This is a genomic window from Phyllobacterium sp. YR531 (genome assembly GCF_000282595.1).
Lineage (GTDB): Bacteria > Pseudomonadota > Alphaproteobacteria > Rhizobiales > Rhizobiaceae > Phyllobacterium.
This window is the reverse complement of record NZ_AKIZ01000014.1, coordinates 226,344-242,239: the sequence shown is the minus strand read 5'-3', so window position 1 is coordinate 242,239 and position 15,896 is coordinate 226,344. Positions and strand designations below refer to the sequence as shown.

Annotated in this window: 16 protein-coding genes and 1 riboswitch; of the genes, 8 read left to right on the top strand and 8 right to left on the bottom strand. The window is 51.8% G+C overall.

All coding sequences use genetic code 11. From position 1 onward, the window contains the following. The first annotated feature begins 64 nt into the window (after nt 1-64). Nucleotides 65-144, top strand: a riboswitch (SAM riboswitch). 60 nt (nt 145-204) lie between these two features. The 3 genes from PMI41_RS05645 (at nt 205) to PMI41_RS05635 (ending at nt 2,324) form a co-directional block, all read left to right on the top strand. Continuing rightward, nucleotides 205-1,413, top strand: coding sequence for an O-succinylhomoserine sulfhydrylase (locus PMI41_RS05645; RefSeq protein ID WP_008122682.1), 1,209 nt, complete (start codon nt 205-207; stop codon nt 1,411-1,413). Between the two features lie 222 nt (nt 1,414-1,635). Then, nucleotides 1,636-2,028 carry a Co2+/Mg2+ efflux protein ApaG gene (apaG, locus tag PMI41_RS05640; protein ID WP_040853833.1) on the top strand — a complete coding sequence of 131 codons (393 nt, stop codon included), beginning with the start codon at nt 1,636-1,638 and terminating at the stop codon, nt 2,026-2,028. Further along, entirely contained in the window at nt 2,028-2,324 is a 297-nt protein-coding gene (locus PMI41_RS05635) for a hypothetical protein (protein ID WP_008122678.1), read from the top strand. Before apaG ends, PMI41_RS05635 begins: the two co-directional genes overlap by 1 nt. Before the next feature lie 12 nt (nt 2,325-2,336). On the opposite strand, the gene PMI41_RS05630 is transcribed toward PMI41_RS05635, so the two are convergent. From PMI41_RS05630 to PMI41_RS05615, 4 genes are read right to left on the bottom strand one after another with little or no spacing between them, the layout of a single operon-like run. Beyond that, entirely contained in the window at nt 2,337-2,549 is a 213-nt protein-coding gene (locus PMI41_RS05630; protein WP_008122676.1) for an alkylphosphonate utilization protein, read from the bottom strand. 12 nt (nt 2,550-2,561) lie between these two features. Beyond that, nucleotides 2,562-3,566 carry an Hsp33 family molecular chaperone gene (locus PMI41_RS05625; protein WP_040853832.1) on the bottom strand — a complete coding sequence of 335 codons (1,005 nt, stop codon included), beginning with the start codon at nt 3,564-3,566 and terminating at the stop codon, nt 2,562-2,564. Beyond that, the gene (gene argF, locus PMI41_RS05620; RefSeq protein WP_008122672.1) at nt 3,559-4,497 is read right to left on the bottom strand and encodes an ornithine carbamoyltransferase; all 939 of its coding nucleotides are present in this window, start codon (nt 4,495-4,497) and stop codon (nt 3,559-3,561) included. The genes PMI41_RS05625 and argF overlap by 8 nt, the downstream gene beginning before the upstream one ends. A 10-nt stretch (nt 4,498-4,507) precedes the next feature. Next, nucleotides 4,508-5,713, bottom strand: coding sequence for an aspartate aminotransferase family protein (locus PMI41_RS05615; protein ID WP_008122670.1), 1,206 nt, complete (start codon nt 5,711-5,713; stop codon nt 4,508-4,510). A 499-nt stretch (nt 5,714-6,212) separates the two neighbouring features. Between PMI41_RS05615 and PMI41_RS05610 the strand changes: the two genes are divergently transcribed. Then, a complete protein-coding gene (locus PMI41_RS05610) occupies nt 6,213-6,734 on the top strand; it encodes a GcrA family cell cycle regulator (protein ID WP_008122667.1) in 522 nt (173 codons plus the stop codon). A 73-nt stretch (nt 6,735-6,807) separates the two neighbouring features. Here the strand turns inward: PMI41_RS05610 and phoR are convergent, their stop codons facing one another. Next, nucleotides 6,808-8,073 (bottom strand): phosphate regulon sensor histidine kinase PhoR, encoded by a 1,266-nt coding sequence (gene phoR, locus PMI41_RS05605; protein WP_008122665.1) that lies wholly within the window; start codon nt 8,071-8,073, stop codon nt 6,808-6,810. 93 nt (nt 8,074-8,166) lie between these two features. Here phoR and ppk2 point away from each other — a divergent pair, with 93 nt between their 5' ends. Further along, the gene (gene ppk2 / locus PMI41_RS05600) at nt 8,167-9,072 is read left to right on the top strand and encodes a polyphosphate kinase 2 (protein WP_008122661.1); all 906 of its coding nucleotides are present in this window, start codon (nt 8,167-8,169) and stop codon (nt 9,070-9,072) included. Here ppk2 and PMI41_RS05595 read toward each other — a convergent pair. Next, a complete protein-coding gene (locus PMI41_RS05595) occupies nt 9,065-10,906 on the bottom strand; it encodes a glycosyltransferase (RefSeq protein WP_052025839.1) in 1,842 nt (613 codons plus the stop codon). The two genes, ppk2 and PMI41_RS05595, sit on opposite strands and share 8 nt — an antisense overlap. Nucleotides 10,907-11,229: 323 nt before the next feature. On the opposite strand from PMI41_RS05595, the gene PMI41_RS05590 reads away from it, so the two are divergent. From PMI41_RS05590 to PMI41_RS05580, 3 genes are all read left to right on the top strand, one after another. Then, a complete protein-coding gene (locus PMI41_RS05590; RefSeq protein ID WP_008122657.1) occupies nt 11,230-12,069 on the top strand; it encodes a transporter substrate-binding domain-containing protein in 840 nt (279 codons plus the stop codon). Nucleotides 12,070-12,197: 128 nt separating this feature from the next. Further along, on the top strand, nt 12,198-13,853 hold the full coding sequence (locus PMI41_RS05585) for a lysine--tRNA ligase (RefSeq protein WP_008122655.1): 1,656 nt from the start codon (nt 12,198-12,200) through the stop codon (nt 13,851-13,853). A 21-nt stretch (nt 13,854-13,874) separates the two neighbouring features. Further along, the gene (locus tag PMI41_RS05580) at nt 13,875-14,258 is read left to right on the top strand and encodes a VOC family protein (RefSeq protein WP_008122654.1); all 384 of its coding nucleotides are present in this window, start codon (nt 13,875-13,877) and stop codon (nt 14,256-14,258) included. A gap of 42 nt (nt 14,259-14,300) precedes the next feature. Here PMI41_RS05580 and PMI41_RS05575 read toward each other — a convergent pair whose 3' ends face one another. Continuing rightward, nucleotides 14,301-15,185 carry a thermonuclease family protein gene (locus PMI41_RS05575; protein WP_008122650.1) on the bottom strand — a complete coding sequence of 295 codons (885 nt, stop codon included), beginning with the start codon at nt 15,183-15,185 and terminating at the stop codon, nt 14,301-14,303. 13 nt (nt 15,186-15,198) lie between these two features. Continuing rightward, nucleotides 15,199-15,840, bottom strand: a complete 642-nt coding sequence (locus PMI41_RS05570; protein ID WP_008122649.1) for a helix-turn-helix transcriptional regulator — start codon at nt 15,838-15,840, stop codon at nt 15,199-15,201. Nucleotides 15,841-15,896: the final 56 nt, after the last annotated feature.

Sequence of the window (15,896 nt, the reverse complement as noted above, 5' to 3'; positions counted from 1 at the left end):
TAAAATCTCACAAAAGCTTTAGCGTTTCACCCCGTTGACGCAAGCGCCAGAGAGGATTAAAGCAGTTTTATCCCGTGGTGATTTGGCCGGCCGGCTTGCAGCCACGTAAAATAATTTGCTAAAAGAGGCCCGGTATCGTCCGGCCTTTTTGCGATTCACGCAAGGCCGGTTTTTTATTGCCTGATCAGGCAGATTGAGAAGACGATGCCAGAAGATACAAAAATCGGGAAAACTGCCCGTACATTCCGCCCTGCTACCCAACTCGTTCATGCCGGTACTCTCCGTTCCGGCTTTGGTGAAACGTCCGAATCCCTGTTTCTCACACAAGGATTTGTTTATCCCAGCGCAGAAGCTGCCGAGGCGCGCTTCAAGGGCGAAGAGCCAGGTTTCATCTATTCTCGCTACGCCAATCCAACAACCGACATGTTCGAAAAGCGCATGTGTGCATTGGAAGGCGCGGAAGATGCGCGTGCGACCGCATCCGGCATGGCAGCGGTTGCCGCAGCCATCATCTGTCAGGTCAAAGCTGGCGACCACGTATTGGCCGCGCGCGCGATGTTCGGCTCCTGTCGCTACATCATCGAGACACTGCTGCCCCGTTACGGCGTGGATTTCACGCTTATAGACGGCTCAAGGATCGAGAACTGGCAGAATGCTATCCGGCCCAACACAAAGGTGTTGTTCCTCGAAAGCCCGACAAACCCGACACTCGAAGTCATCGACATCAGTGCCGTTGCTGACGTCGCCAATTCGGTTGGCGCGAAGCTCATTGTCGACAATGTTTTTGCTACACCGCTATTCCAGAAGCCACTGGAACTTGGCGCGCACATTGTTGTCTATTCAACAACGAAGCACATTGATGGCCAAGGACGTTGCCTCGGGGGCATGATCCTTTCCGACAAAGCCTGGATCGATGAAAACCTGCATGAATATTTCCGTCATACGGGTCCAGGTCTCAGCCCTTTCAATTCATGGGTCATGCTGAAGGGGCTGGAAACTCTGTCCGTTCGCGTAAAGCAGCAAACGGAAAGTGCTGCAAAAATTGCAGATTTCCTGTCAACGCATTCCGCAATTTCAAAAGTGATCTATCCGGGACGTGCAGATCATCCGCAGGCCGACATCATTTCCCGGCAGATGAAGGGTGGCTCGACGCTGCTTGCTTTCGAAGTAAAGGGCGGCAAAAAGGCGGCATTCAACTTTGAAAATACGCTTGAGATCATTCTGATATCCAACAATCTGGGCGACTCCAAAAGCCTTGTTACGCACCCGACTACTACGACGCATAAAAACCTTACGGATGAAGCGCGGGCAGAGCTTGGCATTTCAGACGGACTGTTACGCTTGTCTGTCGGATTGGAAGATGCAGATGATTTGATCGAAGATCTCGATGTCGCCTTGAAGGCTGCTCTTTAATCAACCGCAATTGTCGCGCCGGGAATAAATCCGGCGCGGTTTGTCTGATATCAGGCTTTCCAGGCCGCGATCACAAATGATTTAGATATTGAAGGTTGACCTCACGGCTTTCAGCCGTGATATCAAATAGATACGTCATAATGAATGTGCGCGTACCGAATACATTGAACCACGTGCAATGTTTCCGGATGAGATGGAGAGTGCCCCGCGATGAGAGCGGAAATGTATAAAGCCACCACGCACGACATAGAGGTCAGTGTTGAGCCGTTTTATCTGGAGGACCAGTCCGATCCGGCTGCAAACCACTATGTCTGGGGCTATCGCATAACCATCGCCAATGAATCTGAGCGTACCGTACAATTGCGATCACGCTATTGGAGAATAACGGATGCACACGGACGTGTGGAGGAAGTGAGCGGCGCTGGCGTTATTGGTGAACAACCGGTTTTGAACCCCGGAGACAGTTTTCAATATTCATCGGGATGTCCATTGAAAACGGCATCGGGAGTGATGGCTGGACATTATGTTATGCAAACAAATGGCGGAGATCGATTCAACATTGAAATTCCGGCATTTTCTCTTGATCTTCCTGATCAATTGCGGACATTGAATTGATGCAAGAGAACAACCGCACCCAATCGCCTTATATCAAAGCGCTCAGCTGCTCAGCTGTAGCTTTTCTCATAGGTCTTGCTGCAATCTTTTTTGGTTTTCGCCTGCCCAGCTTTACTACTAATGTGGAAGCAGCAAGCCAGCTCGTCGCGCTTGTGGCAGTTCCTGGGCTGATTGTCGGTTTGCTTGCCAAGAAATCTACACGCCCATGGCCGTTATGGCTGATTATCAGCGCCTTCATCATCATATTGATCGTTGTGACAGTCGCACATGAGATGACTGCCGAATTTCGGGCCTGAAAGCCTCGCGGGTCAGGCTTTCTTGACAAATTTAGTTTTCAGCACCAAACCTTTTACTTGCTTGGTATTGCATTCGATTTCGCCATCCCGGCCATTCAGGCGTATATTCTTAACGAGCGTGCCGCGCTTGATTGTTTCCGAAGTGCCTTTGACCTTCAAGTCTTTGATCAGAGTGACGGAATCGCCGTCATTAAGCTCGGCGCCGTTGCTATCCCGGATTTCCATAAAGCGAAGTTCCTAGTTTTTTGGCAGGAACTCTGCCGGATCGAAATCATACTGCGTGGAGCAAAATTCGCAGGTAACACTGATTTTGCCTTCTTCAATGCTGTCGTTGATTTCTTCAGCAGTGAATCCCGAAAGCACACCGGCAATCTTCTCCCGTGAGCATGAGCAGTCATCATTGACTGTGACAGCATCAAAAACACGGACACCACGCTCATGGAAAAGACGGTAAAGCAACCGTTCGGCACCGACCTGCGGGTCTGTCAATTCAGAGCTTTCAATCGTTGAAACGAGGGCCTTTACCTCTGACCATTCGTCATCCTCAACAGGTTCAACTTCCGCATCCAGCTCGGAAGTCGGCGCATCGCCGCCGGGCAGATCACGCTGGCGCATACGCAATTCAGACTCTGGAAGAAACTGCACGATCAAACCGCCGGCGCGCCATTGTTCGACAGGCTTGCCGTTCTCGCCGCGTGCAATCAATTTTGCAACGGAGAGGCGCACATCAGTTGGTATCTGTTCTGATTGACGGAAGTAGGTCTTCGCGATCTCTTCAAGGTTTGAGCCGTCCATGGCAACAATACCCTGATAACGCTGGGAGTACTCGCCTTGATCGACGGTGAGAGCAAGGGTGCCCCGCCCCATGAGTTCGACTTGCGAAAGCTCGTCCGCTTCGATTGCGTCTGCCAGTCGATCTTCATCGTAGCGGGCGTAGGCGCGAACAGAATTGGGTGTGCGAAAATCAACGACCAGCATATCCACCGGCCCGTCAGATTGGGACTGGAAGATAAACTTGCCTTCAAACTTAAGCGATGTGCCAAGCAGGACAGTGAGCACAATCGCCTCGGCCAAAAGCTTCGCCACAGGCTCCGGATAGTCGTGGCGGTTTAATATGCCGTCAAGCGTCGAGCCCAGTTGAACGGCACGTCCACGGGCGTCCAGATCCTGAACCTGAAATGGTACGACGGCATCATCACCGGCAAATACATACTCATCGGGAAAGCTTGACGATTCAGACACCGGAGCGCCCTCCTTCAAGGCACCATGCAAGAATAGCCTTTTGTGCATGTAGCCGGTTCTCAGCCTCGTCAAAGACTACCGAGTGCGGTCCGTCAATGACAGAATCCGTGACTTCCTCGCCTCGGTGGGCCGGCAGGCAGTGCATGAAAAGCGCATCAGGGTTTGCATGCTTCATCAAAGCATCGTTGACCTGATAAGGCATGAAGACGTTATGGCCACGTGCACGATTTTCCTGCCCCATGGAAACCCATGTGTCCGTAACGATGCAATCAACGCCTTCGACAGCAGCTATGGGATCAGTGGTCAATTTGATCTTGCCCCCTGCACCCTTTGCCCAATCAAGATATTTGCGCTCAGGCTCGCTGCCGTCGGGCGTAGCAATATTGAGATTGAAATCAAAGCGTGCCGCTGCTTCCACCAGCGAGTGCAAGACATTGTTACCATCACCCGTCCAGGCAAACGTCTTGCCCTTAACCGGGCCACGATGCTCTTCAAAAGTCATGATATCGGCCATGATCTGACAAGGATGCGTGTCGTCTGTCAGCGCATTGATAACCGGAACAGTGGCATTTTCGGCCATCTCAATAAGGCGTTCATGGGTCGTCGTGCGCATCATGATAATGTCCACGTAACGTGACAAGACCTTTGCCGTGTCTGCTATGGTTTCGCTGCGGCCAAGCTGCATTTCAGACCCCGTCAACATCAGCGTTTCGCCGCCGAGTTGCCGCATGCCGACATCGAACGAAACGCGAGTACGCGTCGATGGTTTGTCAAAAATCATCGCCAGCACCTTACCGGCGAAAGGCTTTTCAACATTGCCAGCCTTGAGACGGGTCTTGCGTGCACGTGCATCATCGAGAATGAGCCGTAGATCGCCCGAAGAAAGCGCCGAGAGATCCGTAAAGTGACGGAGATCCTGCTTGATTGTCATTGGATTGCCCTCACGCGATCTTCTGTCTGGATGCAGGAGCAAGACGCTCCGCCGCAGCTTCGATCTTCGACAGCGCTTCGCGCATCTCCTCTTCACTTACAACCAGAGGTGGAAGAAGACGAATAACATTGTCACCCGCACCCACAGTCAACAGGTGCTCATCACGCAGAGCCTGAACCAGTGTCGTGTTTGGCACAACGGCCTTGAGCCCGATCAGAAGACCACGCCCCCGCACTTCAGAAATAACTTCCGGGTAGCGGTCAGAGATGGAAGCCAATCCCTGTTTTATGAACAGGGCCATTTTTTGCACATGATCCAGAAAACCGTCCGCAAGAACGATATCGAGAACCGCATTACCAACTGCCATTGCCAAAGGATTGCCGCCATAGGTTGTACCATGCACGCCAGCAGTCATGCCTTTGGCAGCCTCAGCAGTTGCAAGGCAGGCGCCCAGTGGAAATCCGCCTCCGATACCCTTGGCCACAGCCATGATGTCAGGCTGTATGCCAGACCACTCGTGAGCAAAAAGTTTGCCAGTACGGCCCATGCCCGACTGGACTTCATCCAGGATGAGAAGAATGCCTTCCTCATCGCATAGCTTGCGTAAGGCACGCAGATCTTCGTCGGCAACAGGACGCACACCGCCCTCGCCCTGAATTGGCTCTATGAGAATAGCCGCAGTCTGAGGCCCGATCGCGGCTTTCAAAGCCTTCTCATCCCCAAAAGGAACCTGATCGAAACCCTCAACCTTGGGGCCAAAACCTTCCAGATATTTTGCCTGTCCGCCTGCGGCGATTGTCGCAAGTGTCCGGCCGTGAAATGCACCTTCAAAGGTGATGATGTGGAACCGCTCCGGATTGCCGTTCACATAGTGATACCGGCGCGCGGTCTTGATAGCGCATTCAAGCGCTTCGGCGCCCGAATTTGTAAAGAACACCTTGTCGGCAAATGTATTGTCAACAAGCCGCTGCCCAAGACGCTTTTGTCCGGGGATTTCATAGATATTGGAAAGATGCCAAAGCTTCTCGGCCTGGGTCTTCAGAGTTTCAACCAGATGCGGATGCGAATAGCCAAGCAGGTTCACGGCGATGCCGGCAGCAAAATCAAGATAGTTTTCGCCACTCTCGGTCGTCAGCCACACACCCTTTCCTCGCTCAAAGCGCAAATCCGCACGAGCATAAGTGTCGTATAGCGGTTGCGCGTTTGCGTCCGTCATTTTTTCCGGGCCTCCAAAACCCTATTTGTCAAACTGCTGATCCATAAAGGAAATCGGCAATGATTAAATCAAAAAGCCGCCCCACAATGCCATTTTTGGGGGCGGCCACACGGCATCAATATCATCATTCACTTTCCAATTGTCAAATAAACAGTTTGAAAGACTTACATCACAAATATTGCTGGAATTCGGCTTCAACCAGCCGTTTCAGCATCTGGCCATTATTTGATTTGTCGACAAAGCCGTAAAACGTCATTTTTGCAACAGTTTAACGTTCAAGTTGGGGAAAACCAAAAAAAGCACCCTTCCAAACCAAGCCTGACTCTTGTCACGGAGTCATCGCATATTGTAGCTTGAGAAACGAAATAGCTAGATTTCGTACGGCGTCCTCGTCATCTGAATAGATATAGTACTGATACAATCTGGAGCAGTCCAGATGCGAGGAAGGATTCAGTCTGAAAGCCGTACAAAACAGAGCCCCATATGGAGCTAGGGAACAATGAACTGGACAGATGAGCGCGTAGAGCAGCTGAAAAAACTTTGGGCCGAAGGTCTGAGTGCAAGCCAGATCGCAGCACAGCTGGGTGGTGTCAGCCGTAACGCCGTTATCGGCAAGGTGCACCGGCTGAAGTTGTCCGGGCGCGGCAAGACGACTTCTTCGCAGACGCGCAGCAAAAAAGTCAACACAGCAGCCTCCAGCAGCCAGCGCAGCGGCGGGGCAACTGTTGGTCACATGTCAAGTCGCGTGGTAAACCGCAGCGTTGGAGCGACGGCTTTGCAGGCTGAATACAGCACCGACATTGTGCCTGTTGTTACACGCACCGTTACAGATGTGGTTGTGCCGATCTCACGCAAGCTCGAACTGGTTGAACTCAGCGAACGCACCTGCAAGTGGCCGGTAGGCGATCCATTGCTGCCCGGTTTCAATTTCTGCGGCAATGATGTTGGCGAAGGTGGGCCCTACTGCACATATCATTCGCGACTGGCGTACCAGCCGGCTTCTGATCGCCGCCGCCGTTAATTTCCATTTCGATATCTTATGAAAAGGCGCCGTTTGGCGCCTTTTCTATTTTGGGCATGTCAAACGACCCGGGCTAAATTTTCTGCGGTCCGAAAACGACTGTGAAGGATGAGCCCTCCCCTACCTGCGAGCGGATTACCAACCTTGCGCGGTGCCGTGTCAGAATATGTTTCACAATGGCAAGTCCCAAGCCTGTCCCTTTTTGCGCCCTGCTTGTTTCGACATCAATCCGGTAAAATCGCTCTGTCAGGCGTGGAATATGTTCATCCGGAATACCGGGACCAAAATCCTGAACGGTGGCCTTGATCACGTCACCTGTCTGTTTGAGTTCAAGAATAACGCGTTTGCCCGACTGGCCATATTTGCAAGCATTCTCCAGCAAGTTTTGAAACACCTGCGTGAGTTCATCCCGATCCCCGAGTACATTAAGCGGGCCCGGGCTGATGTCGCGTTCAATAGTGATCCCGAGATCTGTCGCCACGGGACGCAGTGAATCTGCAACATGATTTAGCACGGCGGTCAGGTCCACTTGGTCCTTGACCGCAATATGCGCCTTCATTTCAATGCGTGACAAAGACAAAAGATCATCAATGAGGCGTGCCATACGTTCAGCCTGCTTCTGCATGATCTCGAGAAAGTTCTCGCGGGCAGCCTCATCCTTGCGTGCCGGGCCTCTCAATGTCTCGATAAACCCCGTTAGCGAAGCCAGAGGTGTGCGCAATTCATGACTGGCATTGGCAATGAAGTCAGACCGCATCCGCTCAAGCCGTCGGGCTTCTGTCTGATCGCGGAATGAAAGAATATACTGGCGATCAGTGGCTCTTGTCTGGTCGAGCAGAAGCACTGTTGCGCTGTACCAGCGCTCAACCGGCACCCGTTCGAAATAATCCACCGAGCGCGATACGCCATCTGCCATAACCGAGTGAACCAGCGTCTGCATTTCAGGTGCACGGAAGTGCAGCATAAGCACACCGCCGCGCTCCACTGATCTGAATGCGCCGCTCGCAGCCGGATTGACATAAAGGATAGTCCCTTCATGGTCGAAAATAATCAGCGGATCGGGCAATTGGGCTGCCAGTTGTTGACCCGACAAATGAAAGATTGCCGGATCACTGGGGTCTGTGGCAGCGAGATTCTCCTGCCGCGGCAGCGCGGCTGATACAGCAACGACTGTTAACAGTACAAGCATCAAAACAGCGAAGCTTAGCCACCAGGACTCACTTACTCCTAAAATCAAGGCAGTGATGAAGGCGGCTGCGGCAAGGATGAAACGTGAACGGACAATGCGCTCCAAGACCCGGCGCCTTAGTCCGCTACTATCCTGCCCCCACATGCTCATGCACTAACCTCCCGATCTGTCAGCGTTTTTAGTCACTAGACGATACACTGCTGTCCCAATATCATGGATTTATGTCAATTGAGGATGTTCACATTGGGCAAAGATTCAAAAAAGAAATCAACATCATCCAAATCCGATATTCAGCCACTCAAATTGAAGATTGATGGCAAGAAACGTCAATTCGACATCAACAATCCGAAACTGCCGGATTGGATTGATGATAGCGATCTGACATCGGGTGGCTTTCCCTATACGGAGAAAATGCCCAAGGATGATTATGCCGAAACGCTGGAAAAGCTGCAGATCGAGCTCGTCAAAATGCAAAGCTGGCTTCAGGAAACCGGCGGTCGGGTTATCTCGGTCTTCGAAGGCCGTGACGCTGCCGGCAAAGGCGGAACGATTTTCAATCTTCGCCAATATATGAATCCACGTTCGGCGCGTAATGTTGCGCTGCCAAAACCAAGTGAGACCGAGCGCACACAATGGTATTTCCAGCGCTACGTTTCGCATTTTCCGAGTGCTGGTGAATTCGTCACCTTCGACCGTTCCTGGTACAACCGCGGTGGCGTTGAACCTGTCATGGGATTTTGTACGCCAGACCAGCATGAGTCATTTCTGGAAGAGACTCCGGGTTTCGAACGTATGATCGTTGCAGACGGTATCTACTTTTTCAAATTCTGGCTGGACATCGGCCAGACAATGCAGCTCAAACGTTTTCATGACCGTCGCCATAGCCCATTGAAGAACTGGAAATTCTCACCGATAGACATCGCCGGCGCAGAGAAATGGGATGATTATACCAAGGCGCGCGATGGCATGATGGCTCGCACACACACAGCACATGCGCCCTGGACGATTGTGCGTTCCAACGATAAACGCCGCGCCAGAATTGCTGTCATACGGCGGATTCTACTAAGCCTTCCATATACGGATCGCGATTTGACAGTGATCGGCAACGAGGACTCGCTGATTATCGGAAATGGCCCCGACTTCATTTGAATGAAATTGCAGTTTGCGCAGGATGATGTGGCGTCTTTTCCCAAAGAAAGGGCGCCGCATATAATTGCCATAGAGCTCGCCATGCCGCTGCAGAAATCAACAACCAATATAATGGCAGGCCTGAAGCGATTGGACCTGATGGCTTTTCGTTTTTCAACGCCGCACGACCGAGCAGATGAAAAGACAGGAAACCAGAGATAATATTCATCAGGTCGAATATGAGGATAGGGCTGACAAAACCAGCGCCTTTCACGAAAGTGATCATCGCGAGCGCATAAATGATGAATAGCCCCATGAAGGGGAATAGCAGTGCAGACGCAAGTAAGCCGGTTGTCTGCAAATGGTAGATCAAAAAGCGCTTCAAACCAACTTTCTTCAGCATTTGAGAAGGTTGGCGCATCTCGACCAGCCAAGTCTGCATCCACCCTTTCAACCATCGCGTTCTCTGTTTCAGCCAGACTTTCACGTCGTTGGGCGCATCCTCCAAAGTTGGGAGGGAAAGCATCTCGATATGATAACCATTGCGAGCAAGCCTTGATCCCAGCTCTGCATCCTCAGTGACATTGAAAGGGTCCCAACCACCAACTTGCATCAGACATTCGCGGCGAAAATGATTAGACGTTCCACCAAGCGGTATGACAAATTTCCCATTCGCCAACCAAGGCAGAAGACCTCTGAAATGTGCTGCATACTCAAATGCAAATTGTCGCGCTATCCAGCTGTCTGCGCCGTTGGCAATAACCAGGGGAGCTTGAAGGCAGCCCAGCTCGTCGGAAGCCCCTGAAAATCTTTGCCACGCCTCGCGCAATTGACCGGAGTGTGGCCGATCTTCTGCGTCATAGACCACGATAAATTCACCTTCCGCCAGTTGCAGCCCGTAATTTAGGGCTTTTGGCTTTGTTCTTGGGCCAGTTGCCGGAACAGGGGTAATTCTGAACCTTGCGGGCAAGAGCTCACCTTGAAGAGCCGCAAGCGTTGGATGATCATCCTCTTCGCACAGAAACAGAACCTCCAGACAGGAACAGGGCCAGTCGAGGGCTTTCAACGCCCTAACAAGTTGGGGAACGACTGCCGCTTCCTTATAAAGAGCCACCATCACACTATACACCGGAACTTCAATTTTCTTGCCCGTATCTGCCGGGGCTTCATAGGCAAGCACATGTCGGCTGGCCAAAAGCCGCAATGCGATACAGCCCATGAAAAGGGTGGAAAAAAGCACATGCAGCGTTGACCACAGTGCTCCCGGAGCAATTATGATCAGGAAAAGACAAGTTACGATGATCGCTGCGATGACGGCCCCCTGCTGGCCATCGGCAACCGTTCTGGCGGTATGCCCTGTGGCGTTCTCCAGCATGCTCACTGCATTGCCCGCAAGATAGTCCGCATGTTTGGTTCGAAGAAGCTCCGCGAGGCACAATGGCGAAATGAAAGTCTCACGTGCTCTCTCCTTTTCGGAGATCGCATGGTTTTGCCTTATATGGGCAATGCGGGCCATAGTGGGTGACGTATGGATTTTTATGGTCAGATCATCAGTCAAGGTTAGAATGTGCGGCGTTCGGGCCAAGCTGGCAAACCTTTGCCCATTTGGAATGATAACATGGGAAGAGGCCGACACTTCTTCGAAATTCAAGCCCGCTACTTCTGAAAGGCAGCGGGTTATCAGTGTATGGTTCAGATCACTTGCCCAATAGAGCTCACCGATGAATGATGTGCCATTCTTCCGATAATTTCTGAACGCAGTCACCACCTGTTCTTTTGCTGCACCAGCGCAGAAAAGCCGCGCAGCGATTGCAGCCTCCAGATCATAATTCCTTGCATGCGCCTTATGCAGCATGACGAACATTCTGCATATCTAACTAATCGCCCCAATAATCGTCGTTAAGTTGCAATTTATACAGCGCCGCAATCCAGAGTGTATTATTGTTAAACATTTTTTTGTAATAATTCTTTTCAAGAAAGAATATATATTGCGACGTGTCAACAATAATTTAGTTTATATACGAAAGTCTACTTAGTTTCTACTTATCACAACCAACAGTCATAGCGCTTATCACTTCCGGCTGCATGAGACACCGATGGCCTGAACGCCAAATAGCGGTTTCCGTTTTCGGCCTTATGCGCTAGCTTCGCGGTAAATCACTTGCTGCACGAGATCCCATGCGCTCTAAAACTATTGCCACTTTTTTATCAGGGATCATTTTGCTGCTAGCGACGCAGGTGACCAATGCCTCTGATTTTCCACATTATTGGGACGGGCGTGAGCGGGTATCCAAGCCTGACCTTACTGCGGTCAAGCGTATTCGCTTTGTAACGACTGTTGATTACCCTCCCTTCAACTTTATAGACAATGCCGGGCGGATATCAGGGTTCAATATTGATCTGGCCCGCGCGATCTGTGCCGAGCTTGAAGCAACGGCACTCTGTCAGATAGAAGCGCGCCCATGGAACGAATTGCAGTCGGCACTGGAGAGCGGTGAGGCAGAGGCAATTCTTGCTGGTCTTCGACCTACAGCCAGCTTGCGGGGCAAATATACATTCACAGCCCCATACATGCGACTGGCTGCCCGCTTTCTGATACGCAATGACCAAACCCTGCCCTCCCCATCTGACAAGACCCTGGAAAACAAGACTGTCGGCGTAATCGCAGATTCAGTACATCAGGCAATTTTCGCTGATTATTTCCCGAAATCCCATTGGGTCGGGTACCCTACACGCGAGTTGATGCTCAAGGATCTCAAAGCCAAAAAAATCGATGCCGTCTTTGGAGATGGTTCCGATCTGTCCTTCTGGATCGGCAGCCCGGATGCTGCAAACTGCTGTACATTTGCTGGTCGTCCTTATACAGCCCCTCAGTTTCTGGGAGACGGGCTGATGATCGCCACAACGATCCAGAATAGCGATCTTGCCGAGGGCTTTAACTTCGCCCTGAAGAGCATGGAAGCAAAAGGCACAATATCAGAGCTCTATCTGCGGTATTTCCCAATCGATTTTTATTGATCTTCCCAAATAATCGCTAAAATCAGTTCCAGACAGGCCATTACTTGGTGACATGTGATTGACGCAGGATATCTCACGCCATAGTGTCCGCCCGCTCCACTAGACAGCAGGAAATACAGGAAAAACGAATGACTTCGCGCCCAGATACCCAAATCGAACTGACCCCCGAATTGATCGCGGCGGCAGCAGAGGCCAAAGCATGGCCCTTCGAAGAGGCGCAGAAAATCATCAAACGGTATCAGAAGACGGGTTATCCCGAGACAGTTCTGTTCGAAACCGGCTATGGCCCATCCGGCCTTCCGCATATCGGTACATTTGGTGAAGTCGCGCGCACCTCCATGGTACGTCATGCATTCCGCATTTTGACCAATGATACCGTCAAGACCAATCTTTTGTGCTTCTCGGACGATATGGATGGTATGCGCAAAATTCCGGATAATGTGCCGGATCCCTCAATGCTTGAACCGCATCTGCACAAGCCACTTTCGGCCGTTCCCAATCCCTATGGCGGCGATTACAAAAGCTTTGCCGATCATAACAATGTCATGCTGTGCCGGTTTCTGGACACGTTCGGTTTTGACTATGAATTTGCCAGCGCGACGGAATATTACAAGCAAGGTCGCTTCGATCAGGTCCTGCTAAGAGCTGCCGAACGTTATGATGACATTATGAAAGTCATGTTGCCAACACTCGGTGAGGAGCGTCAGGCAACTTATAGCCCGTTCCTGCCAATATCACCGACAAGCGGCCGTGTTCTTTATGTTCCCATGAAGAATGTCGATGCGAAGAACGGCACAATTACCTTTGATGATGAGAATGGGGTGGAAACCACCCTTTCCGTGACCGGCGGCAACGTCAAGCTGCAATGGAAGCCTGACTTCGGTATGCGCTGGGCGGCTCTCGGGGTCGATTTCGAAATGTTCGGTAAGGACCATCAGACGAATGCCATCATCTATGATCGTATTTGCGAGATACTTGGTGGACGCGCACCCGAGCATTTCGTTTACGAGCTATTTCTCGATGACATCGGTCAAAAGATTTCCAAGTCCAAGGGAAATGGTCTCAGCATTGATGAATGGCTGACCTACGCTCCAACTGAAAGCTTGGGCCTTTATATGTTCCAGAAGCCGCGTACTGCAAAGCGCCTCTATTTCGATGTCATTCCCAAAGCGGTGGATGAGTATTTCACATATCTGTCCGCCTATGAGCGTCAATCGTGGAAAGACCGGCTGAACAATCCTGTCTGGCACCTGCATGCCGGCAACCCTCCGACGGTCGAGATGCCGGTGCCTTTTGCTCTGTTGCTCAATCTGGTCAGTGCGTCGAATGCGGAAAACAGCGGCGTACTCTGGGGATTCATTTCGCGTTACGCTCCCGGCGTGACACCGGAAAAAAATCCGGAACTCGACGCTCTGGTGAAATACGCTATCCGTTACTTCAATGACTTCGTGAAGCCGACCAAGAAGTTCCGCATGCCGGACGAAGTCGAGCGGGTTGCACTACATGAAATGTCGGACAAGCTGGCCACACTGCCTTCGGATGCCGATGGCACCACGATACAGAATGCCATTCTCGATGTTGCACGCGCTATCGAACGCTATCAGGATCATACGAAGAAAAGTCCGGAAGGTGGGCCGGGTGTTGCTGTCTCATTCTTCCAGATGCTCTATGAGGTTCTGATTGGCCAGGAACGTGGCCCCCGCTTCGGTTCGTTCGTCGCGTTATATGGCATCGAAGAAACTCGTGCGCTTGTTGCAAAAGCTTTAGCGGGCGAGTTACTCTGAACCAACAGTTTGGAGGAACGCATGATCGACCACACCGGAATAATTGTCAGCGATTTCGAGGCGGGTAAAAAGTTTTACTCTCAAGCTCTCGGGGCAATCGGATATAGCCTGATTGTCGAGTTTCCCGCTTCGGTTACAGGCAGTGCCGATGTGGCAGGGTTTGGCGAGAATGGTAAACCTGATTTTTGGGTTATCAGTGGCACGCCAAACAAGCCACCGCTTCATATTGCTTTCAGGGTGAATAGCCGCGACATTGTCGATGCCTTCCACAAAACGGGACTGGAGGCTGGTGGAAATGATAATGGGCAGCCCGGCCTACGCCCGCACTATCATCCCAATTATTATGCGGCGTTCATACATGATGCGGACGGCCATAATATTGAAGCTGTTTGCCACGAGGCCTGACGCCTTACTAAGCGACTCTATCTGACAGACAGAGTTTGGCCATTACTGTGGTGCCGGAGGAAATGGTGCGTCTGGCGCTGTAACAGGTGGTGGCGAGGCCGGTTCTTCGATGATTTCTGGAGTGTCCGTCAATGGAGGCAACGGTAGCTCGTTGCTTGCCGGTAAAGTCGGTGGCGCACTACCATACAAACCGAGCTTTCGTTCTTCAGCCTTCTTCATCGCATCGGCTAGCGGCGAACCTTCCGGGGTACGAGCCCAGCCATTCGAAACAAGCCAACTGGCAACGTCGGTTGTTCCGAGTTTGCATTGCGTGGCAATCAGTTCATCTGAAGGCTGGTCCGGTACGTTGCATTCGATTGCCCGTGAGCGTAGCCAATTGCGCAAGGCTGTACGTGCCGCCATACCGCACGGCCAGTCTGTGCCATCGGAATTGCAGGTTTCGTCAGGGCCGGGCGCATTGATCCCTTCAATTGAAATTCTGTATCCGGATGCTTCGATGCTCCCGGCGCTTGTCGCGACTGGCCGATAAAGCAGGATTGGTTTGGCAGTAGTATTATCGACCGGCACAGCCGCTGGCGGTGGTGCGGGAGCCGTCGCCTGCCCCAGTTCACTCAAAGGTTGGCGTGGCGCAACCCGTTCCAGAGGCCCCACCTGTACAGGTGCGGGTGCATCATCCGGGTCGACCTGGCGTAAAGGAAGCCTGCTTGTGGTTGTCGGAGGCTCTTCCTGAGGTGGCGCGGACTGTTCTGGTTCTTGAGGTGCATTATTCTGCATTTCTGCAGGCAACTCGAAATCTTCAGCGGCGACGCTGACGTCCTGATTTGATGCAATCGTTGTTTCAAGGCCACCTTGAAACGGCGCAATAAACGAATAGGCCAGAGTGAGCGCGACCAAAACGGTCAGGACATAGAGCGGTATCTGACGCATGCGATGCGAATCCCTATTGGCTTGCCCAAAGGATGCGCGCAATCCAATCAATATGCACAGCGTCAAATGTCCTGTTGGTGTGCTCAGGATTCATAGATTGCAATTCAATTGTACGAGGCGTTTGCCGGGACAGAATTTTGGCCATGACCTCACCGTCCTTGGTTCGAACAACCACACGGTCTCCCCGCCGGACAGGCGCACCCGGGGCAACGATAACGGTATCGCCATCCCGATATAAAGGCAGCATTGAGTCCCCTGATACTTCAAGCGCATAAACAGTGTCGCCCGGACCAATGGGAAACTCTACCACATCCCAGCCCTGCCCGACCGGAAAGCCGCCATCATCGAAAAAACCGCCCGCGCCGGCTTGCGCAAAACCCAGCAACGGAATTGAACGCATGGCTGAACCTGCCGTTGCAGAGACCTTGCCATGTACCAGTGTGGTAAATTCATCCAGTGAAGCGCCTGTGGCTTCCATGATTTTTGCCAGCGATTCCGTTGATGGCCAGCGTGCTCGGCCATCCGCCGCATAACGCTTCGACTTGTTGAATGTCGTCGGATCAAGACCAGCACGCTTTGCCAATCCGGAAACGGAAAGCGAGTGACGTTGGGCCAGCGCGTCGATGGCCGCCCATATGCGGTCATGTGAAAACATGGATACATCCAAACAAAAGGAAAAAATACCTTGGCAATGATTTTAAGCGGAAATTT

What these genes read in the sequence shown, in the direction of transcription:
- PMI41_RS05645 (WP_008122682.1), top strand. Translation starts at nt 205, where the DNA reads ATGCCAGAAGATACAAAAATCGGGAAAACTGCCCGTACATTCCGCCCT.
- apaG (WP_040853833.1), top strand. Translation starts at nt 1,636, where the DNA reads ATGTATAAAGCCACCACGCACGACATAGAGGTCAGTGTTGAGCCGTTT.
- PMI41_RS05635 (WP_008122678.1), top strand. Translation starts at nt 2,028, where the DNA reads ATGCAAGAGAACAACCGCACCCAATCGCCTTATATCAAAGCGCTCAGC.
- PMI41_RS05630 (WP_008122676.1), bottom strand. Translation starts at nt 2,549, where the DNA reads ATGGAAATCCGGGATAGCAACGGCGCCGAGCTTAATGACGGCGATTCC.
- argF (WP_008122672.1), bottom strand. Translation starts at nt 4,497, where the DNA reads ATGACAATCAAGCAGGATCTCCGTCACTTTACGGATCTCTCGGCGCTT.
- PMI41_RS05615 (WP_008122670.1), bottom strand. Translation starts at nt 5,713, where the DNA reads ATGACGGACGCAAACGCGCAACCGCTATACGACACTTATGCTCGTGCG.
- PMI41_RS05610 (WP_008122667.1), top strand. Translation starts at nt 6,213, where the DNA reads ATGAACTGGACAGATGAGCGCGTAGAGCAGCTGAAAAAACTTTGGGCC.
- phoR (WP_008122665.1), bottom strand. Translation starts at nt 8,073, where the DNA reads ATGAGCATGTGGGGGCAGGATAGTAGCGGACTAAGGCGCCGGGTCTTG.
- PMI41_RS05595 (WP_052025839.1), bottom strand. Translation starts at nt 10,906, where the DNA reads ATGCTGCATAAGGCGCATGCAAGGAATTATGATCTGGAGGCTGCAATC.
- PMI41_RS05590 (WP_008122657.1), top strand. Translation starts at nt 11,230, where the DNA reads ATGCGCTCTAAAACTATTGCCACTTTTTTATCAGGGATCATTTTGCTG.
- PMI41_RS05585 (WP_008122655.1), top strand. Translation starts at nt 12,198, where the DNA reads ATGACTTCGCGCCCAGATACCCAAATCGAACTGACCCCCGAATTGATC.
- PMI41_RS05580 (WP_008122654.1), top strand. Translation starts at nt 13,875, where the DNA reads ATGATCGACCACACCGGAATAATTGTCAGCGATTTCGAGGCGGGTAAA.
- PMI41_RS05575 (WP_008122650.1), bottom strand. Translation starts at nt 15,185, where the DNA reads ATGCGTCAGATACCGCTCTATGTCCTGACCGTTTTGGTCGCGCTCACT.
- PMI41_RS05570 (WP_008122649.1), bottom strand. Translation starts at nt 15,840, where the DNA reads ATGTTTTCACATGACCGCATATGGGCGGCCATCGACGCGCTGGCCCAA.